This is a genomic window from Tolumonas auensis DSM 9187 (assembly GCF_000023065.1).
GTDB lineage: Bacteria > Pseudomonadota > Gammaproteobacteria > Enterobacterales > Aeromonadaceae > Tolumonas > Tolumonas auensis.
The window spans coordinates 1,709,753-1,735,928 of record NC_012691.1 but is presented as its reverse complement, the minus strand read 5'-3'; the positions used below and the strand labels follow the sequence as shown (position 1 = coordinate 1,735,928).

The 26,176-nt window shown below is 43.7% G+C and carries 26 protein-coding genes and 3 tRNA genes; 18 read left to right on the top strand and 11 right to left on the bottom strand.

Features of this window, described 5'->3' with window-relative positions; translation table 11 throughout:
* Positions 1-28 precede the first annotated feature (28 nt).
* From TOLA_RS08000 to rnd, 7 genes are all read left to right on the top strand, one after another.
* On the top strand, positions 29-2,086 hold the full coding sequence (locus tag TOLA_RS08000) for a FimV/HubP family polar landmark protein (protein ID WP_041609496.1): 2,058 nt from the start codon (positions 29-31) through the stop codon (positions 2,084-2,086).
* A gap of 88 nt (positions 2,087-2,174) precedes the next feature.
* Complete coding sequence (gene truA / locus TOLA_RS07995) at positions 2,175-2,960, top strand: tRNA pseudouridine(38-40) synthase TruA (RefSeq protein ID WP_015878651.1); 786 nt, start codon at positions 2,175-2,177, stop codon at positions 2,958-2,960.
* Between the two features lie 121 nt (positions 2,961-3,081).
* Entirely contained in the window at positions 3,082-3,948 is an 867-nt protein-coding gene (gene accD, locus TOLA_RS07990; RefSeq protein ID WP_015878650.1) for an acetyl-CoA carboxylase, carboxyltransferase subunit beta, read from the top strand.
* Positions 3,945-5,201, top strand: coding sequence for a bifunctional tetrahydrofolate synthase/dihydrofolate synthase (gene folC, locus TOLA_RS07985; protein ID WP_015878649.1), 1,257 nt, complete (start codon positions 3,945-3,947; stop codon positions 5,199-5,201). The genes accD and folC overlap by 4 nt, the downstream gene beginning before the upstream one ends.
* 27 nt (positions 5,202-5,228) lie before the next feature.
* On the top strand, positions 5,229-6,206 hold the full coding sequence (locus TOLA_RS07980; RefSeq protein WP_015878648.1) for an SPOR domain-containing protein: 978 nt from the start codon (positions 5,229-5,231) through the stop codon (positions 6,204-6,206).
* Positions 6,207-6,214: 8 nt separating this feature from the next.
* The gene (locus TOLA_RS07975) at positions 6,215-6,973 is read left to right on the top strand and encodes a Nif3-like dinuclear metal center hexameric protein (protein ID WP_015878647.1); all 759 of its coding nucleotides are present in this window, start codon (positions 6,215-6,217) and stop codon (positions 6,971-6,973) included.
* An 18-nt stretch (positions 6,974-6,991) separates the two neighbouring features.
* Positions 6,992-8,089, top strand: a complete 1,098-nt coding sequence (gene rnd, locus TOLA_RS07970; protein ID WP_015878646.1) for a ribonuclease D — start codon at positions 6,992-6,994, stop codon at positions 8,087-8,089.
* A 29-nt stretch (positions 8,090-8,118) separates the two neighbouring features.
* Here the strand turns inward: rnd and minE are convergent, their stop codons facing one another.
* The 3 genes from minE to minC are packed head-to-tail and all read right to left on the bottom strand — an operon-like array spanning position 8,119 to position 10,014.
* Complete coding sequence (gene minE, locus TOLA_RS07965; protein WP_015878645.1) at positions 8,119-8,418, bottom strand: cell division topological specificity factor MinE; 300 nt, start codon at positions 8,416-8,418, stop codon at positions 8,119-8,121.
* Positions 8,419-8,424: 6 nt separating this feature from the next.
* Positions 8,425-9,237 carry a septum site-determining protein MinD gene (minD, locus tag TOLA_RS07960; protein ID WP_015878644.1) on the bottom strand — a complete coding sequence of 271 codons (813 nt, stop codon included), beginning with the start codon at positions 9,235-9,237 and terminating at the stop codon, positions 8,425-8,427.
* A 21-nt stretch (positions 9,238-9,258) separates the two neighbouring features.
* A complete protein-coding gene (minC, locus tag TOLA_RS07955; RefSeq protein WP_015878643.1) occupies positions 9,259-10,014 on the bottom strand; it encodes a septum site-determining protein MinC in 756 nt (251 codons plus the stop codon).
* Between the two features lie 99 nt (positions 10,015-10,113).
* Here minC and TOLA_RS16495 point away from each other — a divergent pair, with 99 nt between their 5' ends.
* The 8 genes from TOLA_RS16495 (at position 10,114) to pyrF (ending at position 15,893) form a co-directional block, all read left to right on the top strand.
* Entirely contained in the window at positions 10,114-10,401 is a 288-nt protein-coding gene (locus tag TOLA_RS16495) for a YcgL domain-containing protein (protein ID WP_015878642.1), read from the top strand.
* On the top strand, positions 10,394-10,846 hold the full coding sequence (locus tag TOLA_RS07950; protein WP_015878641.1) for a YcgN family cysteine cluster protein: 453 nt from the start codon (positions 10,394-10,396) through the stop codon (positions 10,844-10,846). The genes TOLA_RS16495 and TOLA_RS07950 overlap by 8 nt, the downstream gene beginning before the upstream one ends.
* Positions 10,847-10,888: 42 nt before the next feature.
* On the top strand, positions 10,889-11,581 hold the full coding sequence (gene cmk / locus TOLA_RS07945) for a (d)CMP kinase (protein WP_015878640.1): 693 nt from the start codon (positions 10,889-10,891) through the stop codon (positions 11,579-11,581).
* A gap of 104 nt (positions 11,582-11,685) precedes the next feature.
* Complete coding sequence (gene rpsA / locus TOLA_RS07940) at positions 11,686-13,356, top strand: 30S ribosomal protein S1 (protein ID WP_015878639.1); 1,671 nt, start codon at positions 11,686-11,688, stop codon at positions 13,354-13,356.
* Between the two features lie 65 nt (positions 13,357-13,421).
* Complete coding sequence (locus tag TOLA_RS07935; RefSeq protein WP_015878638.1) at positions 13,422-13,703, top strand: integration host factor subunit beta; 282 nt, start codon at positions 13,422-13,424, stop codon at positions 13,701-13,703.
* A gap of 22 nt (positions 13,704-13,725) precedes the next feature.
* A complete protein-coding gene (locus TOLA_RS07930; protein ID WP_015878637.1) occupies positions 13,726-14,010 on the top strand; it encodes a LapA family protein in 285 nt (94 codons plus the stop codon).
* Between the two features lie 8 nt (positions 14,011-14,018).
* Positions 14,019-15,176 (top strand): lipopolysaccharide assembly protein LapB, encoded by a 1,158-nt coding sequence (gene lapB / locus TOLA_RS07925; protein ID WP_015878636.1) that lies wholly within the window; start codon positions 14,019-14,021, stop codon positions 15,174-15,176.
* 18 nt (positions 15,177-15,194) lie between these two features.
* Positions 15,195-15,893, top strand: a complete 699-nt coding sequence (gene pyrF, locus TOLA_RS07920; RefSeq protein ID WP_015878635.1) for an orotidine-5'-phosphate decarboxylase — start codon at positions 15,195-15,197, stop codon at positions 15,891-15,893.
* A gap of 27 nt (positions 15,894-15,920) precedes the next feature.
* On the opposite strand, the gene rrtA is transcribed toward pyrF, so the two are convergent.
* Both rrtA and TOLA_RS07910 read right to left on the bottom strand, forming a co-directional pair.
* On the bottom strand, positions 15,921-16,523 hold the full coding sequence (rrtA, locus tag TOLA_RS07915) for a rhombosortase (protein WP_015878634.1): 603 nt from the start codon (positions 16,521-16,523) through the stop codon (positions 15,921-15,923).
* A 4-nt stretch (positions 16,524-16,527) separates the two neighbouring features.
* Positions 16,528-16,935 (bottom strand): H-NS family histone-like protein, encoded by a 408-nt coding sequence (locus TOLA_RS07910; protein ID WP_015878633.1) that lies wholly within the window; start codon positions 16,933-16,935, stop codon positions 16,528-16,530.
* Between the two features lie 420 nt (positions 16,936-17,355).
* On the opposite strand from TOLA_RS07910, the gene TOLA_RS07905 reads away from it, so the two are divergent.
* A complete protein-coding gene (locus TOLA_RS07905) occupies positions 17,356-18,375 on the top strand; it encodes an IS630 family transposase (protein WP_012729284.1) in 1,020 nt (339 codons plus the stop codon).
* A 354-nt stretch (positions 18,376-18,729) separates the two neighbouring features.
* On the opposite strand, the gene TOLA_RS07900 is transcribed toward TOLA_RS07905, so the two are convergent.
* From TOLA_RS07900 to uvrY, 6 genes are all read right to left on the bottom strand, one after another.
* A tRNA-Leu gene (locus TOLA_RS07900) sits at positions 18,730-18,816 on the bottom strand.
* Positions 18,817-18,822: 6 nt separating this feature from the next.
* Positions 18,823-18,896: transfer RNA gene (locus tag TOLA_RS07895), tRNA-Cys, on the bottom strand.
* 6 nt (positions 18,897-18,902) lie between these two features.
* Positions 18,903-18,978, bottom strand: a tRNA-Gly gene (locus TOLA_RS07890).
* A gap of 91 nt (positions 18,979-19,069) precedes the next feature.
* Entirely contained in the window at positions 19,070-19,621 is a 552-nt protein-coding gene (gene pgsA / locus TOLA_RS07885) for a CDP-diacylglycerol--glycerol-3-phosphate 3-phosphatidyltransferase (protein ID WP_015878632.1), read from the bottom strand.
* A gap of 21 nt (positions 19,622-19,642) precedes the next feature.
* Positions 19,643-21,487: an excinuclease ABC subunit UvrC gene (gene uvrC, locus TOLA_RS07880; RefSeq protein ID WP_015878631.1), complete on the bottom strand. Its 1,845-nt coding sequence runs from the start codon at positions 21,485-21,487 to the stop codon at positions 19,643-19,645.
* Positions 21,488-21,505: 18 nt separating this feature from the next.
* Entirely contained in the window at positions 21,506-22,153 is a 648-nt protein-coding gene (gene uvrY / locus TOLA_RS07875; protein ID WP_015878630.1) for a UvrY/SirA/GacA family response regulator transcription factor, read from the bottom strand.
* A gap of 203 nt (positions 22,154-22,356) precedes the next feature.
* On the opposite strand from uvrY, the gene pepN reads away from it, so the two are divergent.
* Entirely contained in the window at positions 22,357-24,954 is a 2,598-nt protein-coding gene (gene pepN, locus TOLA_RS07870) for an aminopeptidase N (protein WP_015878629.1), read from the top strand.
* Positions 24,955-25,154: 200 nt separating this feature from the next.
* Complete coding sequence (gene pyrD, locus TOLA_RS07865) at positions 25,155-26,168, top strand: quinone-dependent dihydroorotate dehydrogenase (protein ID WP_015878628.1); 1,014 nt, start codon at positions 25,155-25,157, stop codon at positions 26,166-26,168.
* Positions 26,169-26,176: the final 8 nt, after the last annotated feature.

The following is a 26,176-nucleotide window of genomic DNA, read 5'->3' as shown; positions in this document are numbered from 1 at the left end:
TAAGCTATCTCGATTGGCTCAGGCAATAATGGCAGCAGTCTTATGTTCGACCGCCGCTATTGCAGCTGATAAAGCAGATGACTTTTATATCGAAATAAAAAAGCCTGACAGCAGTGTGCAGCAGCAACAGACTACACCATCAGCCGGAGAACGGTTAGCTCAGCCATATATCCCGGACCGCATGGATAAATCAATTATCACTGCGGAGAGTAAAATATATGGTCCGGTGAAAACGACGGATACTTCCTGGTCAATTGCTAACAGGATCAGAATGTTACATCCAGGGCAGGGTCTCAGCACCCGCAAGGTGATGCTTGCCTTATACCGGAAGAATCCGCATGCGTTTGCCGATGGCCGGCTGGATTCTCTGCTGGCGGGTGCTCGGCTCGCTATTCCGTCATTGAATGAAATTAAAACTGCGACGAATCGTGCACCAGCAAAACAGACTGCGTCTGCGGAAACGGCAAAAAGTACTGAAAATTCCCAGACAGTACAACCTGAAACCACCGAACCTGCTCAGGTTGTAAACGTAACATCTTCTGCTTCCACCACAGTTGCAACTGTGCCTGCCGTATCGACTTCTGTTTCAACCACAGACACAACTGTAACCGTGCCTGCTGTATCTGCTTCTGTACCAACAGCAGACACAGCTGTAACTGCACCTGTTTTACCTGTTTCGGGGGCAGTACCTGTTGCATCCACAGAGCTTTCATTAATCGATAGTAAAGTTTCTGAATTGGTGAATGGAACAGAACTGAAGCCAATAGTTACACAACCTGCGTCCTCTGGTGTAACGACGCAACCTCCGGTGGTTAATGAAGATTTAGTTGCATATCAGACTGAAAACAAAGAGTTAAAAGAACAGCTTCAACGCCTGAATACTGAAATTGGCAGTTTACAGGCGACAGTGAATGAACAGAAAAAACTAAAAGAAGAATTGGCTTCACTGCAGGCTAAATTAAAAGAGCAGGAACAGAAACCAGAGTCTGTTTCTCCATCCTCTGGAACCACAGAGCCAATCGATATATTGGCGTTGCCACTTAACATACAGCTACTGATTTCCTTGCCGCTATTGGCATTTTTAGTTGTGCTGAGCCTCTGGCTGCGTTCCCGTACAAAACGAGAAGTGGTTGTTCATGAACAGCCAACAGCAGAACCGGCTACTTTAGTGGTGGACGAACCACGCATCCCGGTATTCATTCCGCATGAACCTGAACAAGCTGTAGTCAGCGTTGCACCAGCGGAAACACCTTTATCAGCAGATGTGGTTTCTGAAAATTATAACGATATTTTTTCTGCTACAGAAAAGTCGGAAGTTACTCCTGATTTGCCGGATGAAGAACCGGCGATAGTTGTACCAGAAGTAGAGGATCAGGAATTTGCAACTATCCTGTCTGATGCTGAACTTACTGACGCATTGGAAACAGACCTTTCATTCCCGGCTACAACACCGGAACCGGAAGTCGTTGCGGTAGAAAATATTGAACTACCGGATTCTGAACTGACATCCAAACCTGAAATGAACGATGCTTCCTTAGCTTCTCTGCTAAACCTTAATAAGGTTATGTCTGATCCCGGACTCCAGATGTCAGATCAGGTCATATCTGAACCGGATGGCTGGGAATTATCTGCAGATGATGATGCAAGTTCTGCGGTTTTAACCGCAACTATCGGTCCGGGCGTTAATCTGAAAGAAGTTAATAATGATTCCGGCAGACCCTGGTTGCGGCAGTTTGATTCTGAACTCTTTAAAACAGAAAAAAATGCGAATACGCAGGAGTATTACGTTTCTATTGACGAGTTGCTGGCTCAGGCTGAACAACAGGAAGTCGGCGCATCAGTTAATCCTGAAATGATACAGCCAAATCTGGATGTCGGTCTGGATGAATTTCCGGACATGTTACCGAAGCACGATGGTATTGATATTGACGATGATGGCGGTGTCGGCGCCAAACTTGATCTGGCCCGTGCCTATCTCGAAATTGATGATAAAGCGAATGCTAAAGTGTTATTGCTTGAAGTGCAGGCTATGGGTAGCAGCGAACAGATAAAAGAGGCTGAAAAATTACTTTCCCGGATTGTATAAATAAATATAAAAAGTGGTGACCGAGATCACCACTTTTTTTTATCTCTTGCTGACGTATAATCCCGCGCGATAAAGTTCGGAGAAAAATATGCGTATTGCGCTAGGTATAGAGTATTTCGGTGCTGACTACTATGGTTGGCAGCGACAGCGGGAAGTAAACAGTGTTCAGCAAGAGTTGGAAACTGCATTATCGCGGGTCGCTAATCATCCTGTAGAAATACAGTGCGCAGGGCGCACAGATGCCGGGGTCAATGCGACAGGGCAGGTGATTCATTTCGATACAACAGCCAACCGGCAAATGTCCGCCTGGACGCTGGGTATAAATGCACAGCTTCCGGATGATATTGCAGTACGTTGGGCTCATGTTGTTGATGATAATTTTCATGCCCGTTTTTCTGCTACAGCACGCCGGTATCGCTATATCATTTATAATGAACCGCTTCGTCCCGGTATTCTGGCAAAAGGTGTCAGTCACTACTATCATCCGCTGAATGCAGATCAGATGAATGAGGCGGGTCAGCTTTTACTGGGTGAGCGTGACTTCACATCATTCCGTGCTGCACAATGCCAATCCAATACGCCATTCCGGAATATTATGTCCCTGTCGGTTCATCGGGCCGGAAGTTATGTCATTCTGGATATTCAGGCGAATGCATTTCTGCATCACATGGTCAGAAATATTATGGGTTCATTATTGCTTGTTGGTACTGGTGAAAAACCAAAGGAATGGATTGGTGAAATACTGGACGCCAAAGACAGAACGGTGTCAGGTGCCACAGCAAAAGCTGAAGGTTTGTACCTGGTGGATGTTACATACCCACTTCATTACGGGTTACCTAAACCACCGTTAGGGCCGTTATGGTTTAACGCATAAATTATAACGATAAGTAAACAAATTGTGTCTTTTGTGCTTTAATGCACGGTTGATATGCTATCGATCAAAACGAGATTAATCAGTAAGTTTTGGTCGTGTTAAGACTAAAGTAAGGAATCCCATGAGCTGGCTTGAAAAGATTCTTCCCAAAAGCGATAACTCTCGTCGTCACAACATACCTGAAGGTATCTGGACGAAATGCGATGGGTGCGAGCAGGTATTATACAAAGCCGAAGTAGAACGTAGTTTATCTGTTTGTCCTAAGTGTGGTCATCACATGCGGATTGGTGCCAGAGCCCGGTTAGAGCGTTTTCTTGACGTTAATAATCGCAGCGAGTTGGGCGCTGAACTTGAGCCGCAGGATATTCTGAAATTCAAAGATTCAAAAAAATACAAAGATCGTCTGACTTCAGCTCAGAAAGATACTAATGAAAAAGATGCACTGGTTGTCATGAAAGGAACTGTCAAAGGTGTTCCTGTTGTAGCTTGTGCATTTGAATTCGCATTCATGGGCGGTTCAATGGGCTCTGTAGTGGGTGCCCGTTTTGTGCGCGCAGTGGAAGAATGCATTAAAGAGCGTCGTGGTATGATTTGTTTTTCAGCATCCGGTGGCGCACGTATGCAGGAAGCTCTGTTCTCTCTGATGCAGATGGCCAAAACCAGTGCTGCACTGGAGCGTTTAAGCGAAGAAGGTTTGCCTTATATCTCCGTTCTGACAGATCCAACGATGGGCGGTGTTTCTGCCAGCTTTGCTATGTTGGGTGATATTAACGTGGGTGAACCCAAAGCATTGATTGGTTTCGCTGGTCCTCGTGTTATTGAACAGACAGTGCGTGAAAAATTGCCTGAAGGATTCCAGCGTTCAGAATTTTTGCTGGAAAAGGGTGCTATTGACATGATTGTCGATCGACGTGATATGCGCGATAAATTAGCCTCAATTCTGAGTAAATTTATGAATCTGAGCGTTATCGGGGAAAGTCACGCATGACATTGCCAGTCATGACTCAAAGCCAGTCTTTATCCGACTGGCTTTCTTATTTAGAGCAGATACATCCTCAGCAAATTGAGCTGGGGTTGCAGCGTGTCAAAACGGTGGCAGAAAGAGCAGCTTTAACGCAATTACCGGGCATTGTAATCACCGTAGGTGGTACAAATGGTAAAGGCTCTACCTGTGCGATGCTGGCCAGTATTTTACAGGCCGCCGGATATACAACGGGCGTTTATGCATCCCCGCATTTGCTGCGTTATAACGAGCGGGTGAAAATAAATGGTCATGAAGTCAGTGATGAAGATTTGTGCTTTGCGTTCGCAGACATTGAACAGAAACGAGCAGACATCAGCCTGACTTTCTTTGAATTCGGAACACTCGCGGCGTTTGCCGTTTTTAAAAAATACCAGCCTGATGTCATTCTTCTTGAAGTGGGACTGGGTGGCCGGCTTGATGCCACTAATATTATTGATGCTGATATATCTGTCATTACCAGTATTGATTTGGACCATTGCGATTGGCTCGGTAATACCAGAGATGCAATTGCTACAGAAAAAGCGGGCATCTATCGTTCAGAAAAACCGGCAATTTGTGGTGAACCTAATCCTCCGCAAACATTATATGCAGCAGTAAACCAAATTAATGCTCAGCTATACACGGTTGGTGAACAATTCAGTTACCAGCTAACAGAAGATAAATGGACATTCACTGGCCAGCACTGGCAATTTACTGATTTACCTGTTCCGGCTTTGCCACTACAGAATGCGGCAACCGTACTGGCAGTCCTGGAACATGTTCCTTTATCGGTATCTGAAAGTGCTATCCGGTCCGGATTGGAAAATGCTCAATTAGCTGGCCGATTCCAGACATTACAGAATCATCCAACGGTGATTATTGATGTTGCGCATAATCCTCATGCTGCCCGTTACCTGGCAATGCAATTAGAAAAGCAAAAAGCAGACAAAATAATTGCCGTAGTCGGTATGCTTAAAGATAAAGACATAGCGCATACACTGCAGCATGTTGTGCCATATGTATCTGCCTGGCATCTGGCTGATTTATCCGGCCCCAGAGCCGCGGCGGCGGGGGATTTGGCCGCACTTTTACCACCAGAAAGCACTTTCAGATGCCATGGTAGCGTAGAAGATGCTTATCAGGCTGCATTAACTCAAGCTAACGAGCATGATCTGATTATTGTTTTTGGTTCTTTTTTCACCGTCGCAGGTGTATTAGCCTGCACTGAACAACACTAAGCAGAGATAATTCAGAGGTTAACTATCTTGGCTACACAATTTCAAAACCGTTTAATCGGTACCGTCATTTTGGTTTCATTAGGCGTAGTTTTTCTTCCTGATTTATTAATGGGTAAGAAAAATGATATATCAGCACCCGCAGGCAGCATTCCTCTCCGGCCTGAACAATCGCTGGCTGGCGTTACACCTGAAAATCCGGGGATTGCTGCCACTTCAACTGCAGTAGCTAATGACCCAACATTATCTGTAGCCAATAATGGTTCTGGGGTTGTTGTGGCGAATAGTACTGCAACACCTACAACCGGAGTATCCGCGGCACCAGCTGTGGTAGCTAATAATAATGAAAACTGGCAAGTAGAAGAAGTTGCTGCTCCTGTGACTATTACTGAGAACGGTGCAGTAAGTGGAAAAGAGACAATAGTAGATAATAGCGAAGCTCTGAAATCTGCGGAAATTGCCCAAAATAAAGCACGTGAGCTGGAGCTTAAGAAAAAAGAGCTGCTCGCAGCCGCGAAGGCGAAAGAAGCTGCGCTGGAAGCCAGAAGAAAAGCTGAACAGGCGACGTTGATGCAATCAGTGCCAGTGGAGACAATAACAGAAAAACCTGTTGCTGAACCACAGATGACAGTCAAACGCGATGAAGATGGCCTCATAATCAAAACGCCTGCACAGGTTGAGGCAGAAAGAGCAGCCCTTAAGTCTGGCGCTTCAGTTTCAACAAATTCATCCTATAAACCTGCATCACAACCAACCACTGTTGCTACAAACGGCGGTTCCTGGATCATTCAGGTTGGTGTTTTCTCTAATGCTGAAAATGCTAAAGCTCTGGCAGCCAAATTACGCAGTGCCGGATATGGTGCTTCAGCCCAGAGATCGGGACAATTGACTCGTGTTGTTGTCGGACCTAATGTTTCAAAAGACAAATTACAATCTATGCTAAGTGGTATTAACCGTGTTGCCGGTACATCAGCCCGAGTGATCGCATATTCAGCTATCAGTAATTAAGAAACAGAATGAAAAATACGGATCTCGAGTCATATCTCAATAACTTGCTGACGGTTTCTCTTTTCAAAGACTATGCCCCTAATGGGCTGCAAGTCGAAGGGAAAAGAGAAATAAAAAGAATAGTTACCGGTGTCACTGCTTCTCAGGCATTAATCGATGAAGCAATCCGGTTACAGGCAGATGCGTTGCTTGTGCATCATGGTTATTTCTGGCCCGGAGAATCCCAGCCAATCAGAGGGATGAAAGGGCAGAGGATCCGTAGCTTAATCAAAAATGATATTAATTTGCTGGCATACCACTTACCGCTTGATGCTCATATTCATTTAGGTAATAACGCACAGTTGGGAAAACAATTAGGGTTAACAGGCATCGCACCTATACAACCAGATGATCCTCAATGCCTGGTTTTTCATGGTTATTTGCCTGAACCGGCCTTGACGTCTGCTTTTTCTGAACATATTTCACTCGCTTTGAACAGAACCCCATTAATCAGTCATCATCAGGAATTCACCCTCAGACATATCGCCTGGTGCACCGGAGGTGCACAGAACTATATTCAGCAAGCCATAGAATATGGTGTTGATGCATATATTAGTGGCGAAGTTTCAGAACATACAGTTCATACTGCCCGGGAAAATAATGTGGTTTTCTATGCTGCAGGTCATCACGCAACAGAGCGTTATGGCATCAAGGCACTGGGAGAATGGTTACAGCAACAATTCAGTGATCTGGAAGTGCACTTTATCGATATTGATAATCCTGCATAACCGGATGGTCGGGCCAATATGTCATATAGCTATATAGATTCAGATATTTTATTACAACCACTGCTGGCTCAAATCAGCTCAGCCTCAACATTGTTACTGGATACCGAATTTATTCGGGTCTCGACCTATTTTCCTAAATTAGGATTACTGCAGCTTCATCTTAATGCTGTCGACTATCTGATAGATCCATTGGCGATCAATTCCATAAACTTATTATGGGACGCAATTTTTTCTGACCATAGACTTTTTGTTTTTCATTCATGCAAAGAAGACCTGGATGTATTACAGGTTTGTGCTCAGAAACTGCCTGGCAGAGTGTTCGACACACAGGTTGCAGCCGCATTTCTTGGCTACGGTGCATCTTTAGGTTATGCAGGTTTAGTAGAAAAGGTCTGTGATGTCACCGTTGCGAAAGATCAGACTTTAACCGATTGGCTGGCAAGACCACTAACTGCCGCGCAGAAACTTTATGCAGCTAAAGATGTTTCCTATTTGCAATACTTATATGACCATCTTAGTCAGGAACTCAATACCACAGGAAAAACAGAGTGGTTTAATGAAGAAATGACAGCATTGCTTGAAGCTAAACAGCAAGCTGTTATTCCCGATGAATTATTCCGAGAAATTAGTGGTGCCTGGCAGTTATACCCATCGGAACTTGCGGTATTACGTGAATTAGCAAAATGGCGCTATCAGACTGCAATATCAGAAGATAAGCCACAAAACTTTATTGTACGGGAAGAAGTACTGGCAGACCTGAGTCGGAAACGTCCTCAGACAGAACGTGAACTTGCGCAAACCGATATTTCTTATCAGCAAAAAAATCGTTATGCGGATGCAATCCTGCAATGTATTCAAAAAGGTATGGAGTGTCCTGTTGAATTACATCCGGCAAGAATAAAACGGATTATGGATTTCCCTCATTACAAACATGATTTTAAGCAAATAAAACAACGAGTCGAAATTGCAGCGCAAGATAATAATTTACCGGTGGAATTATTAGGCTCACGAAAACTGATTAACCAATACTTACTCTGGACTTATGAAGGTAAGAGTTCTGATGTGGAACAGCCTAAAATTACATCGGGTTGGCGAAATAAACTGTTAAACCTGTAATGAGAAGGGCGCTTTCGCGCCCTTCTTGTTTAACTTTTTGTTTCTTCAGTATTATCGTCAGCATTTTGCGGCTTATCATCTGACAGCATAATATTGAGTTCAAGAACAGAAAGTTGCTCACCTTTTTTATCCAGCTGGACAGTTACCTGTTCAGGATCAATCTGAACATACTTCCTGATAACATCCAGTATATCCTGCTTTAATTGAGGCAGATAATCCGGACCGCTACGACTGGTTCTTTCATGAGCGACAATAATTTGCAGACGCTCTTTAGCCAGTTTCGCCGTGTTCTCTTTTCTGGATTTCAGAAAAAAATCAAGCAATGACATCAGGTGTTATCCTCCGAACAGGCGGTTAAAGAAGCCTTTTTTCTCTTCCTGCAAGAAACGGAAATCACGTTTCTCTCCCAGTAATCGGGCAACAGTATCAAGATAAGCTTGGCCAGCATCTGAGGTCTGATCGAATATTACTGGCTCACCAGAGTTTGATGCGCGCAGTACTGCCTGAGATTCAGGGATCACGCCCAATAAAGGAATGGCCAGAATTTCCTGCACATCCTCTACACTCAGCATATCACCTCTGTTAACACGGCCTGGAGCATAACGGGTTAGCAGTAAATGTTCTTTAACGGGTTCGAGACTTTGCTCTGCACGACGAGATTTAGAAGCAAGAATGCCGAGGATCCGGTCAGAGTCACGAACTGAAGAAACTTCAGGATTCGTGGTCACAATTGCTTCATCAGCAAAATACAACGCCATTAAAGCGCCGGTTTCAATACCAGCAGGAGAGTCACAGATAATGTAGTCAAAATCCATCTCCTGAAGTTTATTGATGATCTTTTCAACGCCTTCTTTAGTTAAGGCATCTTTATCGCGAGTCTGCGATGCAGGCAGAATAAACAGGTTTTCAACGCGTTTATCTTTGATTAATGCCTGATTTAATGTGGCCTCACCATTTATGACATTAACAAAGTCATAAACGACCCGGCGTTCGCAACCCATGATCAAATCCAGATTCCGCAAACCTATATCGAAGTCAATGACAACGGTTTTTTTACCTCGTTGTGCCAGACCGGTACTGATCGCAGCACTACTTGTGGTCTTACCAACACCACCCTTCCCGGATGTAACGACAATAATTCGAGCCATGAATATTACCCTTGTAAACCGTTAGCTGGTTAATTTGTCAAAAATAATTTTTTCATTTTCCAGGGATATCTGTACCTCTTGGCCGACATGCGGCTCGGGGAGGCTATCACTTAGCAGATAGTGTCCTGCAATTGAAATTAATTCGGCTTCAAGGTGCCCGCAAAAAATTCGGGCATCATGATTGCCCCGTGCACCGGCAAGCGCTCTGCCTCTTAAAGTACCATATACATGAATACTATCATTGGAAATAATTTCAGCGCCATTACTCACAGAACCCAATATAACTACAGGGCCGGGAGAATAAATTTGTTGCCCGGAACGCACGTTACCCTGCACAACTTTAGTTGGAACCAGATTGTCTGGATCAGCAGTAGTGCCTGGCGATGTTTGCTGTTCTTCTCTTAACTCTGAAGGTGTTTTATAAATGCTTTCTTTAGGTGTATGTAAAACAACAGCATCAGTGTTTGTTTCTTTTCCAGCTGTTAATATTGCCAGCCTGGCTTGCTTGGCTGCTTCGCGCATTTCATTGCTTTTTACTCCGGTTACACCAACGGGAATAAAGTTAGCGGTCAGAATAGCCGACATGATTTTAGAAAAATCGGGGATTTCAGTAAGCATTTCAACATTAATGACTAAGGGGGCAGAATCAAAAAACTTTGGAGCCTGACTTGCTTTCTGTTCCAGAAGTTGTTGGATTTGCTCAGGTATCGCATCCTCCAGATGTAATACAGTCATTGTAAAAACACTGCCTTTCAGCTCGTAACCGCGTTCGGACATCCGTCCACTCCATACAACAATACATGAGTATTAATGGCATCACATGTTATATTTCCGGACTATTCATAGCAACAAACCCTAGGGAAATTAATCAGAATCATGATCTGTGCTGTCTATCGGAGTAGTAAGCGACCTAATACTTATCTTTTCCTGACCAAAAAAGACGATTTTTCAGTCATTCCTGCCGAGCTCTTGCAAGTTTTTGGCAGACCGGAGTTAGTCATGTTACTGACGGAAGATAAATTAGAAAAAGTGCTCTCAGTTTCTAAAGAAAAACTTCTTCAGGAGTTAACCACTAACCGCTATTGGTTATGGATCAGACAAGAAGAAGAGAATCTGCTGACACAGCATCGTACCTATTTGTCCCGGGAGAATGATCATGAGTAAAGAAGCGCTGATCAAGAGTCGTTACTGGGAGCATAAACAGCTCGAAGAAATGACTGATGATGAATGGGAAATGCTTTGTGACGGATGTGGCCACTGCTGTCTTACCAAGTTAATTGATGAAGATACGGATGAGCTTGTTTATACCAACGTTGCATGCAATCTGCTCGATCTGGAAAGTTGCAGCTGTTCTGACTATCTGAACCGCCATAAATTCGAGCCAGACTGCATTAAACTGGATGTTCATCTGGCTAAAACGTTGCCTTGGTTACCATCTACCTGCGCATACCGGCGTATTGCGGAAAATAAACCGTTACCGTTCTGGCATCCGCTATTAAATGGTGATAAACGGAAAATGTACCGATATGGCAAATCGGTAAAAGGTAAAGTAGTTCATGAGCGTAATCGTGGCGACTGGGAAGAGCACATCGTTGTCTGGAAGCTCTGATTTGTATTTGCTCTTAATTCATTAAGATTCAGGATAATAACAATGACAGATAATTTTCATTTTCCTGTTGTAACTATTGATGGGCCAGGCGGGGCAGGGAAAGGCACACTTTGCATGTTGCTGGCCACACATCTTGGCTGGCATCTGCTTGATTCCGGAGCCATTTATCGCGTATTGGCTGTTGCAGCAATAAAGCACGGAACAGCATTAGATGATGTTGCTTCTCTTTCCGTGCTGGCCAGTAATCTGAATGTCAGCTTTCCAATTGAAAATGAACAGGTACTGATTGTTCTGGACGGTGTCAATGTAACTGATGAAATCAGAACAGAAGCGACAGGTAATCTGGCCAGCAAGGTTGCCGCCTACCCAGAGGTTAGAGCAGCGTTATTACTTCGGCAGCAGAGTTTTGCTCAGCATCCCGGTTTAATTGCCGATGGTCGGGATATGGGCACCGTAGTTTTTCCTGCTGCTCCACTGAAAATATTTCTTGATGCCAGCGCTGAAGAACGAGCAAGACGTAGACAATTGCAGTTGCAGCAAAAGGGAATAAATGTTAGTTTTGATAACCTTTTACAAGAAATTCAGGAACGCGATTTCCGTGATAGGAACCGTCCTGTTGCTCCGTTAAAGCCCGCCAATGATGCAATAATTATCGATTCAACAACAATGTCCGTTGATTCGGTGTTCAATCAGGTGTTGGAGCTTGTAAATCAGCGTTTTATCCGGGCTGAGTAGTCAGTCTGGATCGGTCAGACCAAGGAAGGGATGGCTAAATAACCACAACCCCATAGCGGCCGGATTGCCCTGTGGACGTTATTAACTTTTAAGTGTTTTTAAACATGATGGAATCTTTTGCTCAACTTTTTGAAGAGTCTCTGAAACAACTGGAAACCCGTCCTGGTGCCATCGTTAAAGGTACTGTTGTTGCTATCGAAAACGGCATCGTACTGGTTGACGCTGGTCTGAAATCAGAATCTGCAATCCCTGCTGAACAGTTCAAAAATGCACTGGGCGAGCTGGAAGTTGCACTGGGTGACGTAGTTGACGTAGCTCTGGACTCTGTGGAAGACGGTTTCGGTGAGACTCTGCTGTCTCGTGAAAAAGCTAAACGTCACGAAGCATGGTTGCAGCTGGAAAAAGCATACGAAGAACAGGCAACTGTTGTTGGTCTGATCAATGGCAAAGTGAAAGGCGGTTTCACCGTAGAACTGAACGGTATCCGTGCATTCCTGCCTGGTTCTCTGGTTGACGTGCGTCCAGTACGTGACACTGCTCACCTGGAAGGCAAAGAGCTTGAGTTCAAAGTAATCAAGCTGGATCAGAAACGTAACAACGTTGTTGTTTCTCGTCGTGCAGTTATTGAAACTGAAAACTCTTCTGAGCGTGACAGCCTGCTGTCTTCTCTGCAAGAAGGCCATGAAGTTAAGGGTATCGTTAAGAACCTGACTGACTACGGTGCATTCGTAGATCTGGGTGGTGTTGACGGTCTGCTGCACATCACTGACATGGCATGGAAACGTGTTAAACACCCATCTGAAATCGTGAACGTAGGTGATGAAATCACCGTTAAAGTTCTGAAATTCGACCGTGAGCGCACTCGTGTGTCTCTGGGCCTGAAACAGCTGGGCGAAGATCCATGGGTAGCTATCGCTAAACGTTACCCAGAAGGTGCACGTCTGACTGGCCGTGTAACCAACCTGACTGATTACGGTTGCTTCGTTGAAATCGAAGAAGGCGTTGAAGGTCTGGTTCACGTTTCAGAAATGGACTGGACTAACAAAAACATTCACCCATCTAAAGTTGTTAACGTGGGTGACACTGTTGAAGTTATGGTTCTGGACATCGACGAAGAACGTCGCCGTATCTCCCTGGGTCTGAAGCAGTGCAAAGCTAACCCATGGCAGCAGTTCGCAGAAACTCATGCGAAAGGCGATCGCGTAAGCGGTAAGATCAAATCTATCACTGATTTCGGTATCTTCATTGGTCTGGATGGTGGTATTGATGGTCTGGTTCACCTGTCAGACATCTCCTGGAATGCAACTGGCGAAGATGCTGTTCGCGAGTTCAAGAAAGGCGACGAAATCGAAGCAGTTGTTCTGCAGGTAGATCCAGAGCGTGAACGTATCTCTCTGGGTGTTAAACAGATCGAAGAAGATCCGTTCAACAAGTACCTGTCAGATAACAAAAAAGGTGCTATCGTTAAAGGTAAGGTAACTGCCGTTGACAGCAAAGGCGCTACCATCGAGCTGGAAGAAGGTGTTGAAGGCTACATCCGTTCTGCTGATGCATCACGTGATCGTGTAGAAGACGCATCTCTGGTTCTGTCTGTTGGTGATGAAGTTGAAGCCAAATTCATGGGCGTTGACCGTAAAAACCGTACAGTGAGCCTGTCAGTTCGTGCTAAAGACGAAGCTGAAGAAAAAACAGCAATGGATTCCCTGAATCAGCAAGAAGAAGCTGGTTTCGGTAATGCAATGGCTGAAGCTTTCAAAGCTGCTAAAGGCGAATAATCGCTCTTAAAAATGGAGCGGTGAAAGCCGCTCCATTTAATCTATTTACGCTGCGGAGAATATTTATGACGAAATCTGATCTTATTGAGCGTCTTTCTTCTAGTCAGCAACATCTTGCCGCTAAGGATGTTGAGGCTGCAGTCCGGGAAATTCTGGAGTGTATGGCTGCGACCCTTGAAAGCGGGAATCGTATTGAAATCCGTGGTTTTGGTAGTTTTTCCCTTCATTACAGAGCACCCAGAGTAGGTCGTAATCCTAAAACTGGGGAGAAGGTTGAACTTCTGGCCAAGAGTGTCCCTCATTTCAAACCCGGCAAAGAGTTAAGAGAACGCGTAAACTCTTTGTAATTCAACTTTGTTTGGTGTTGACATGAAATTTGTGAAATCCATATTGTATTTCATGGCTGTTTTGTCGTTGGCCATGTTTTTAGTGACTTTGGGTTCGGTTAACGGTCAACAGATACATATTAATTTTCTGATTGCACAAGACGATTTCAGTCTTGCGGCTCTCCTTGTTGGCGCGTTTTTTTCCGGGTTTCTGGTTGCTTTGTGTGCATTAGGGTTCAGCTATATTGTTACCCGATTGAAATTACGAAAATTGCAAAATCATATTTCACGCTTATCTTCGCAAATCAGTTCGTCAGTTAAGGAATAATTGAATTAATGCTGGAGTTACTCTTCCTGCTTCTGCCAGTTGCCGTGGCTTATGGCTGGTATATGGGAAGAAGAAGTGTCCGTATTGATGAAGATCGGAAAAGCTCACAACGATCAAGAAATTATGCGGCTGGTATTAATTTTCTGCTTTCTGAACAGCCAGATAAGGCTGTTGACCTATTTATAGACTTATTACAAGTCGATACAGATACTATTGACACTCATCTTGCCCTGGGAAATTTATTTCGCCAGAGAGGTGAGGTTGATCGTGCAATTCGTATCCATCAAAATCTGGTTGCCCGCTGTCTTGATTCTACAGAACAACAAAATCTTTCTATGCTTGAACTGGCCAGAGATTTTGTTGCTGCGGGTCTGCTCGATCGTGCAGAAAATGTGCTGATAAGTTTATTAAATGATGATGAATTAGCAGATGATGCCAGAAAGATGTTGTTGCAAATTTATGAGCAACTAAATGAATGGCAAAAAGCGATTGATATAGCGGATAAACTATCCAGTAAAAAACATCACCGCGTTGTCGCACATTATTATTGTCAGCTGGCAGAAAATGATGCTTCACAGTCAGATTTTAAAACCGCTGCTTCAAGATTAAAGCGAGCATTAAAGTCAGATCCGCAATGTGTTCGGGCTCAGATGTTATTAGCTCAGTTGTATATTAAGCAGCAACAATACGACCAAGCTATCAAGCATATCGATCAAATCCCTGAATTATCATCTGCATTTGCGAGTGAAGCATGGAAGTTGTTGCAGCAATGTAAATCTCATCTTGATGATCGTAGTTTTGCTGCAATATTAGTTCGCTGGCTTGAATCAACCCAAAATACTACTGTCGCGCTTGCATTAGCTGAGTCTATTCAGGCTCAACAGGGTGTTCGTGATGCGGAAGCGTTCATTTTACGTCATATAAAAAGAAATCCTACAATGAAAGGATTTCACCGTTTAATGACATATCAACTGGAGGCTATGCATGATGATAAGGCTGCAGAAAGCATCTCTTTATTGCGCTCTCTGGTTGAAAAACAAATGGCAGTTAAGCCCATCTATCGTTGTGAACATTGTGGTTTTTCCAGCAAGGTCATCTTTTGGCATTGCCCATCATGTAAGCAATGGGGAAGTATTTCACCAATCCAGGGTTTGGATGGTGATTAATTAATATTGGCAGGAAATATGACAGAACCTAAAGTTATCGTTGCGCTTGATTTTGCAAAAAAAGAAGAAGCTTTATCTTTTGTTGATCAGGTTACTCCATCAGATTGCCGTTTAAAAATTGGCAAAGAGATGTTTACTTATTATGGTCCACAGTTCGTTGAACAATTGGTTAAGAAAGGATTTGATGTATTTCTGGATCTAAAGTTTCATGATATTCCGACTACAGTGGCCAAAGCAGTAAAAGCAAGCGCAGAAATGGGCGTGTGGATGGTCAATGTGCATGCATCCGGCGGCCGAAAAATGATGGAGGCTGCCCGTAGCGCTTTATTACCTTATGGGGACAAAGCTCCCTTACTGATTGCTGTTACTGTATTAACAAGTATGGAGCAGAGCGATCTGGCGGACATCGGACTTGATATTCCACCCTTTGAGCAGGTATTGCGCTTGGCTACATTAACACAGCAAGCTGGTCTGGATGGTGTGGTATGTTCAGCGCAGGAAGCCTCTGTACTGAAATCCAGATTAGGTAATGAGTTTAAATTAATTACTCCGGGTATACGACTGGATGTCTCAACAAAAGTCGATGATCAAAGCCGTGTCATGACTCCGGTTGATGCTATCAAGGCTGGCGCTGATTATCTGGTCATTGGCCGTCCTGTGACGCAGGCTGCACATCCTCTGGATGTATTACGGAAGATTAACCTGTCTTTAGCCTGATTAGCTAATGTAACCATTAAAGCCGCTTTATGCGGCTTTTCTTTTATAAGCCAATGCCAGTACGGCCCCAGCTAATGAACCAATCCAATGAGATTGCCAGTGAACTCTCATTCCTATTATTTCACTGCTAAAGTTGTTACCTGACTGGGCATCAATGCCGAGTTTGATCATTAGTAACAAAATAACGCATACAGGAAACCAGGATTGCTTTCGGGCCCACTCAACTATTGAGTACCAGGCATATAACCCGTGTAATGCGCCAGAAAAGCCGAGATAGAACTCTGTTGAGGGTAAGAGTACGTATATCGCAATATTTACACAAAACACCAGTAAGAGGCTTATACCACACCATACCTGGGTTGTGATTTGATGCTCGTATAACATGAGCAGACAGAATAACCCTGCAATATTAAGAAGTAAGTGGGCAGTATTAGCATGCACCAACCCTCCAGTTAATAATCGCCAGTATTCCTGGTTTTCTATTAGCGCCCGATGGTAAGCGAGATCTACGATAAATTGCTGAATAAATTGGAAAACAAACAGAAGTAGGGATGCAGTCAGGAAAAAAACAATATTGGGGCGGGAAAGAATATACCGCACATAACAGGTAATAGAATTATGTGCGGTCATAAACTTATTGTTTTTCGATCAGGAAATCATCCAGAGATTGACCACGCGAAATAGCTTCGCGGATTGGTACTGGTTGACGGCCCTGACCGGTCCAGGTTTGTTCCTGGCCATCAGAATCGGTATAACGATATTTAGCAGGGCGCGGTGCTCGTTTACTGACTTTTTCTACTTCTGGCTGACCTTGCAGTAATTCATTAATGTCGATACCTTCAGCACGCAGTAATTCTTTATACTCTGTGATTTTACGAGTACGCTCTTCCTGCTGTTTACGCATGCTTTCTTCTGATTCGCGACGTTCTTCAACGATTGCAGCTAACTTTTCAAAACCTTCATTTAACTGTTCCAAAGTCAATTCGCGGGTAACAGCTCGCAGACTGCGAACATTTAAAAAAACTCTTAAAAAATCAGACATGGAAATGACCTTATATAAATAATTGGGTTACATTGTTAATTTATAAATGATTAATAAAATAGTCAATCAAATAGAGGATTATTTTTATTTTTACTGCTAAAAATGACTTTAATTAGTGCTGAGTTAGTCCATATGTTCATATCTGACAGATATGTTGACTTTCATAACCAGGCTATATATACGTCATGTCATTCCGGATTGTTCATAAAGCGCTATGCATTTTACCTGAGAAATTGATAAAAAATGTGAATTAGATTGCGTAAAAACAATCAATGAGTTTGATTGCATATTGATAAAGTATACGTAGCTATACTAAATAACTGTTCCGAAATGTAGATCACTTGGTGGGAGTAACTCGGTTTTAGTTATGCGATCATATCGTCGCCAAACTAAACAATCGCCCAAAACCGAGTTACCGCTATGTTACCAGTTTTATCTCGCGCCGAACGCAGACGCATCGAAAAAATCATTTATAAAACCAACGATAAAGAACATGCCCGGCGTCTGACTGCTATTCTCATGCTGCATCAGGGGCAGACTGTTTCGATGGTTCATCAACTGACTGCCGCTGCTCGTTCTTCTATTCAACGCTGGCTCAGCTGGTATCAGGAATGTGGTATTTCCGGTCTCGAAAGTAAACAACGCGGACGATTTTGTTCTTTGCCATACCAACAAATTCGACTCATTTTAGAGCTGCTTATTCAGTTCTCGCCAGAAGATTTTGGTTATCAACGTTCACGTTGGAGTTCAGAGCTTTTTGCATCGCTTATTCATCGCATGTGTCCAGAACTCAACATTGCTGCCTCTACCATCCGCCGTTGGTTACCTAAAATGGGCATTGTTTGGCGTAGAGCTGCGCCGACACTCCATATTCGTGACCCACATCGTGATGAGAAAATGGCATTAATAAACAATGCATTACAAAGTCACTCTATTAATGAACCGGTTTTTTATGTCGATGAAGCAGATATCGACCTGAATCCTAAAATTGGTGCGGATTGGATGCGTCGTCATCAACAAAAACGAATACCCACACCAGGGAAAAACGAAAAACACTATGTTGCCGGTGCACTTAATAGTCAGACGGGCAAGGTAATTTACACCACAGGGCTGAGTAAGGATTCAGACCTATTTATTCAACTACTGGAAAAGCTGAAACGGCATTACCGTCGGGCGAAGAAAATTATCCTGGTCCTTGATAATTACGTGATCCACAAAAGCCAAAAGACGCAGGTATGGCTCAAGAACAATCCAAAATTTGAGTTACTGTTTCAACCTGTTTACTCACCGTGGGTCAATCGGATTGAACTACTCTGGCGCTCAATGCACGAGATGGTCACCAGAAACCACCGATGTCGGGCGATGTGGGAATTATTGCGAAAGGTGAAGTATTTTTTAGATCATGTCAGCCCGTTTGCAATAGCAGCACAGAATAAATAGGTGGAGCACAATTAGGATCAGTTATTTAGATAACTTTGAACAATAATTTAGTCCTGATGGGGAATGCGTGGATTTATTCGACTTCGATTTTTGTGTATATAATTCGATTTTTGCTTGATTCAGTCAGTTTGAATTGCTCTGTTTCTGGTCGGCAGGATAGCCAGCAGTAAGCGTTCAATATAGCGTACCGGAATTGATTCCAGCGCTTCTTGTCACTTTGAAAGGGCATAACCCGAAGATCGACGAAGCCAAGTGGGATCTCAATAGAAGTCGTTTACAGCGTCACTGATAATGGTACATAAGCCGGAAAAGATTAAGGCCACTATAAAAGTGGCCTTAATTCTTTGAATCTGATGGTGCCGCTGGCCGGAGTCGAACCGGCACACTGTAACCAGCGAGGGATTTTAAATCCCTTGTGTCTACCAATTTCACCACAGCGGCATATTTTGGAGGCGCGTCCCGGAGTCGAACCGGGCTAGACGGATTTGCAATCCGCTACATAACCGCTTTGTTAACGCGCCATATTTTGGAGCGGGAAACGAGACTCGAACTCGCGACCCTAACCTTGGCAAGGTTATGCTCTACCAACTGAGCTATTCCCGCTTTCAATGTTGTTGAATTCTATATATATCTGACGCAGAGTCAACATCATTTCATATTAACGCGTTTGTTCGGTGTTTTTTTATGCAAAATATCATTTGGCTGTTCTGAGTAGCTCTGGTTTTGCTGCTTTAAGATACTGCATCATTGAATAAAAGGTCAAAATAACAGCAACATAGAGCAGGGCATATGATAACCAGATCATCCAAATGTTGTATTGCCAGATCAGTCCGGTCAGTGAAATCATTTGGATCGTCGTTTTCCATTTACCAGCAAGACCGACAGCAACAGATGCGCGCTTTCCTAATTCGGCCATCCATTCCCGTAAGGCTGATATCAAGATCTCACGTCCGATCATAATAACCGCAGGGATGGTGATAAAAACCGAACTGTAATGTTCCACAATAAGCACAAGTGCAGTTGCTACCATGACTTTATCCGCAACAGGATCCAGAAATGCACCAAAGGCCGTACTTTGATTTAATTTTCTGGCCAGATAACCATCAAACCAGTCAGTAATTGCTGCTACTACAAAGAACGTTGCAGCAGCAAAGTAACTCCACTCTACCGGAAAGTAGAAAACCGCCACAAATACAGGAATCAGAGCGAGACGAAACAGTGTCAAAAGGTTAGGTATGTTTAGCATGATCAGCGATCCAGACTATTTTTAATGTAAGGTATCATAAATGACCCGTGCTAAGGCAGGGCTTATACCCGGAACTTTTGCTAATTCATCGGGGGTTGCACGAATTATTTCCTGCATACCGCCAAGATATTTTAATAAAGCTTGTCGACGTTTAGCTCCAACACCCGGAACTTTTTCCAGAAGACTTTCGGTTCGTTTTTTATTTCTGCGTTGCCGGTGCCCAGTGATCGCAAAGCGGTGAGATTCATCGCGAATGTGTTGTATCAGATGCAATGCGGGCATATCTGCAGGCAAGTGAATTTCTTCATGCGTATTTCCGAAAATCAGGGTTTCTAATCCCGGCTTTCTTGATTCGCCTTTAGCGATACCGATAAGAAGGGGTTGCTTCTGTACCAGATGAATCAAATCTGATACTACGGATTCCGCCTGTTTTAATTGTCCCAAGCCACCATCAATAAACAGTATATCCGGGATTTTTTCTGCATCTTGTTGCTTGCTGAACCGGCGGAATAATGCCTGTTTCATTGCAGCATAATCATCACCAGGCGTTATACCTTCAATATTATACAGCCGGTATTCGCTGTTTCTTGGTCCTTCACGGTCGAATACGACGCAGGATGCAACAGTTGCTTCACCCTGAGTATGCGAAATATCAAAGCATTCCATCCGTTGTACTGGGGTGGTGAGGTTGAGAATTTCCTGTAATTGCCGGAATCTTTGTTCAACGGTTGTTTTATGTGCGAGTTTGCTGTTTAGTGCGGCTTCTGCATTCGTTGTGGCAAGCTGACAATAACGGGCACGTTCACTACGTGTGCGGCTGGTAATTCTTACTTTGGCACCTGAAATTTGGCTTAGCATCTCAGAAAGGCCATCTTCGTCTTCTAACTCATGATCAAGGATGATCTCTTTCGGTAACTGCTTTCCTGAAATATCAGAAAGATAAAATTGCTGAACGAAAGCATAAAGCAGTTCTGAAATATCGCTGTCTGCAGGTAGCGATGGGAAATAATTCCTGCTACCAAGGACTTTCCCTTGTCTGATAAAAAGGACATGTACACTGGCAATGCCATTCCTGATTGCTGTGCCGATGATATCTAAATCATCAAAGATGTTACCACTGACAGACTGCTGCTCCTGGATTTTACGCATATTCTGTATCTGATCGCGTAATTTAGCCGCATCCTCAAAACGCAATTCAGTACTGGCCTGTTCCATTTTATTGGCTAACAGCGCAATAACTTGCTGATCCTTTCCCTGTAGAAACATCCGCGCCAGATTAACCTGTTCCATATATTGTGCATCGCTGACCAATCCGGGAACACAGGGGCCACTGCACCGCTTCAGCTGATAAAGCAGACACGGGCGTGAACGATTAGCGTAAAAAGAGTCCTCACATTGCCGTATCGGAAATATTTTTTGCATCGCATGCAAACTTTCCTTTACAGCGTATCCGCTAGGGTAGGGACCAAAATATTCACCTTTTTGTTTTCTGGCGCCCCGGTGCAGGCTGAGGCGGGGATGCGGATGGGAGGATAAAAATATATAAGGATAGGATTTATCATCGCGCAGTAAAATATTGTATTTAGGACGATGCTGCTTGATCAGATTATGTTCAAGTATCAGGGCTTCAGTTTCTGTGAGGGTGACAGTAATTTGAATGTCGGCAATGTTGCTGACCAGCGCGCGGGTTTTGGCACTATCAACATTAGTGCGGAAATAGGAAGATAATCTTTTTTTAAGATTCTTTGCTTTCCCAACATAAATAATACAGCCCGTGTTATCGGTCATTCGGTAAACACCGGGCTGTTCTGTTACTACTTTGAGAAATCTGCGGTAATCAAACTCAGGCAAAATAGTCTCTTTCAATGCTTATCCTTTGGATGCTTACAGCGTTTCTGCGTCCAAAATTCCGTAACGGATAGCCATTCTGGTTAATTCAACATCACCGCTTATGTTTAATTTTTCAAAAAGCCGGTATCTGTAGCTGTTAACTGTTTTCGGACTTAAATTGAGACTCTCTGCAATATCCTGCACCTTGTCACCTTTGGTGATCATCATGGTGATCTGCATTTCCCGATCAGACAGTGCTTTAAATGGATTGTCTGTTGTCGGTGTGCAGACCTGACTCAGTGCTATTTGCTGAGCAATTTCCGGGGAAATATAACGCTGTCCGGAGTTAACGGCGCGAATGGCCTGGATCATTTCATCGGGTGCTGAACATTTTGTCAGATAACCTACGGCACCCGCTTGCATCACTTTCAGGGGGAAAGGCGTTTCGGTCTGAACGGTTAAAACAATAATTTTGATGTCAGGATTAAATCGCAGGATTTTTTTTGTTGCTTCCAGACCGCCAATTCCGGGCATGTTCATATCCATAAGGATAACATCTGCCTGATTTTCTCTGAACCATTGGACTGCCTGCTCTCCACTCACGGCCTCTCCGACTACCCGAAGACCACGAACGTCTTCCAGTATGCGGCGAATGCCTGTGCGTACCAGCTCATGATCATCCACAAGAAATACACTAATCAATCGAGTTGCTCCGCCTATGACTAAGAAGGATGTTTAACAAATTATAGTAAACACCGGATACACACTTACATATGTATATAAAACATGCTTCCTGCCGTCTTCAGTATGCTGGCTGACAGTAAAAAAGTGAAGAGGAATTACTTTGCTATTGATGTAAATAATGATTTCATGACGTGAAATAGATTTCTATCGGAGGTTGCGCAATGGCAGTCGTAGCAAAGGAAAAACATCGTTTAGCTTATAAATCGCCCGATTTCACAATTGATCAGATTGATCTTGATATCTCACTGGATGAAAACTGCACTAAAGTCATTGCAACGAGCCGGGTTAAACGTCAGGGAAATCACCCCAATTCACTGGTACTTGATGGTGAAGAATTAATTTTACATTCTGTTTTAGTTGATAAAAAAACAGCCGATTATCGTATTGAAAATAATCAGTTATGCATTGATGGTGTTCCTGACTCATTCGAGTTGCAAATTGTGACGGAGATTAATCCGGCTGCAAATAGCGCGTTGGAAGGGTTATATAAATCAGGAAATGCTTTTTGTACGCAGTGTGAAGCGGAAGGTTTCAGACGCATTACTTATTATCTTGACCGGCCGGATGTCCTTGCCCGTTTTACTACCAGAATAACGGCTGATAAGACGGCTTATCCTATTCTGCTTTCAAATGGAAATCGTATCGCTGCAGGCGATAACCCGAACGGTACTCACTGGGTGCAGTGGAGTGATCCGTTTCCTAAACCTTGTTATCTGTTTGCGTTGGTGGCTGGTGATTTCGATGTTCTCAAAGATACCTTTGAAACAAAAAGTGGCCGGACTGTTGCACTGGAGTTATTCGTCGATAAGGGCAATCTGAACCGAAGTTATCATGCTATGGCGAGTCTGAAAAAATCAATGGCATGGGATGAGCAGCGTTTCGGACTTGAATACGATCTGGATATTTACATGATCGTTGCGGTTGATTTCTTCAATATGGGTGCGATGGAAAACAAGGGGCTTAATGTTTTTAATGCCAAATTTGTTCTCGCAAATCCGGAATCTGCAACCGATACCGACTATTTTGATATTGAACGGGTGATCGGCCATGAATATTTTCATAACTGGACGGGCAATCGGATCACTTGCCGGGACTGGTTCCAGCTCAGTTTAAAAGAAGGGCTGACTGTGTTCCGGGATCAGGAGTTTTCATCTGATCTGGGTTCCAGAGCGATCAATCGCATCAGAAACGTCAAAATCATCCGTGGTCCTCAATTTGCAGAAGATGCTGGTCCAATGTCTCATCCGATCCGTCCGGATGTTGTGATGGAAATGAATAATTTCTACACGCTGACGGTGTATGAGAAAGGTTCAGAAGTGATCCGCATGTTACATACTATTCTTGGTGAAGATAAATTCCAGGCCGGGATGAAGTTATATGTGGATCGGCATGATGGGCAGGCCGTAACTTGTGATGATTTTATCCAGGCAATGCAGGATGCATCAGGTGCCGATTTGACTCTTTTCCGACGCTGGTATGCCCAGTCTGGTACTCCGGTACTGACAGTAACCGATGAATTTGATGCCGACAGTCAAAGATACAGTCTGCATGTTAAACAGCATACTCCTGCTACGGCCGGTCAGAATGAGAAGTCTGCTTTGCATATTCCGCTGAGTGTAGCTTTGTATGATCAGCGGGGTGGTTATCTTGGTGATCAATATGATCAGGTGTTGAATGTCTGCAGTGATCAGCAATCATTTGAGTTCACCGAAATTACTGAAAAGCCTGTTGTTGCTCTGCTGCAGGATTTTTCTGCACCGGTAAAACTGGAATTTGCATATGATGATCAGGATCTGCTGGTTTTATTGCAACATTCAAAAAGTGCTTTCACACGTTGGGATGCAGCACAGACCCTGCTGAATAAGTATATCCGTCTTAATGTTGAACATATTCACAACCAACAGGAACTTGAACTTCCTCAGGGATTGCTGAATGCACTGATGGGAATTTTGCGCGATCCGGAGTTGGATAAATCACTCATCGCTGAAATCTTGCGGATGCCGTCAGAAAGTAGCATGGCTGAATTATTTGATGAAATTGATATTGATGCTATCCACAAAGTTAAATGCTTTATTGAACAGACAGTGGCAACACAACTGCATGAGGTATTCCTGGAAACATATCGGCAGAATAAATCAGCGAGTTATCAGCTTAATCAGCAGGAAATAGCAAAACGTGATCTGGTGGCTGTCTGTCTCACATATCTCGCTCTGCATGGTGATGACACCGATCGGAGTATTATCGCTGCGCATTACCAGGCTGCAGATAATATGACAGATGTGTTGTCTGCCATGCAGGCTGCAAAGCAGGGCGAATTGCCTGTTCTGCAGAAAATGATGGCAGAATTTGAAGCCAAATGGCGGCACGATGGGCTGGTAATGGATAATTGGTTCCGCTTGCAGGCTACATCCCCAGCGACTGATTGCCTGAGTGTTGTGAAATCGTTGCTCACGCATCCTTCTTTCAGTATGCAGAATCCGAACCGGTTGCGTGCACTAATCGGGACATTTAGTGCGGCTAATCCGTACCGCTTCCATGCAATTGATGGCTCAGGATATGCCTTCCTCAGAGAAATGCTGGATGAGTTAAATCATAGTAATCCGCAGGTGGCATCGCGTTTGATTACACCATTGCTACAGTTCAAACGTTTTGATCCTGTACGCCAATCGTTGATGCGACAGGAATTACAGCGGTTATCTGAGCGGGCTGATTTATCCCGTGACTTGTATGAAAAAGTATCCCGCGCTCTGGCGCAGTAAAATATTGCAGGTGTGAACATTCACGCCTGCTTTCAAATCATTATGTATACATTTTCCCCGGAAATATCTTCACTGATATTCTGGGGTCATTAATATCTTTCATACAACTGCATAAAGATGCGCAGGTCTGCTTTTCGGGCTAAAATACCCGGGAAAAGAGCAAATGCCTGAGACCCCAACGCATTCGAGAGAGGACCTTGATGTTTTATTATCCGTTAGCCCGCCATTTTCTGTTTAAACTTGATCCTGAAGTTGCTCATGAATTGAGTATTCATCAGCTGGCATGGATGGGAGGGACTCCATTTGAGTTGTTTTTCCGTAATAAACTGCCTTCTCGCCCGGTTGAAGTTATGGGGCTCAAATTTGATAATCCTGTAGGTCTGGCCGCTGGACTGGATAAAGATGGCGATGCCATTGATGCGTTTGGCGCTATGGGATTTGGTTTTATTGAAGTTGGCACTGTAACGCCACGTCCGCAACCGGGAAATGATAAACCCCGGATTTTCCGTGTTATTCCTGCTCAGGGAATTATTAACCGGATGGGATTCAATAATAAGGGCGTAGACAATCTGATCGAGAATGTCAAAAAAAGCCATTATAAAGGGATCCTGGGTATTAATATCGGGAAAAATAAAGACACGCCTATCGAAAATGGTAAGGATGATTACCTGATCTGTATGGATAAGGTCTATGCCTACGCCGGATATATTGCGGTTAATATTTCATCACCTAATACACCTAATTTGCGTCAGTTGCAGTATGGTGAAGCACTGGATGATTTATTAAAGGCGCTTAAAGAGCGTCAAAAAGAACTGGCGGCGAAACATAATAAGTATGTTCCGGTGGCAGTTAAAATTGCTCCTGACTTATCTCAGGAAGAATTAAAGCAAGTTGCAGAGTCATTACTGCGTTATGGTATCGATGGGGTAATCGCAACCAATACTACGCTGGATCGCGAGTTGATCCATGACATGCCACATGCGGCTGAAACCGGTGGTTTGAGTGGTCGCCCACTGCAAAATAAGAGCACAGAAATCATCCGGTCATTGCACGAATATCTGAAAGGGCAAATTCCGATCATTGGTGTGGGCGGTATTGATTCTGCGATGGCTGCCAGAGAAAAAATGCAGGCAGGTGCTCAGCTGGTACAGATTTATTCCGGTTTTATTTATCACGGACCGGATTTGGTAAAGAATATTGTAAATAACATCTGATATTTGCA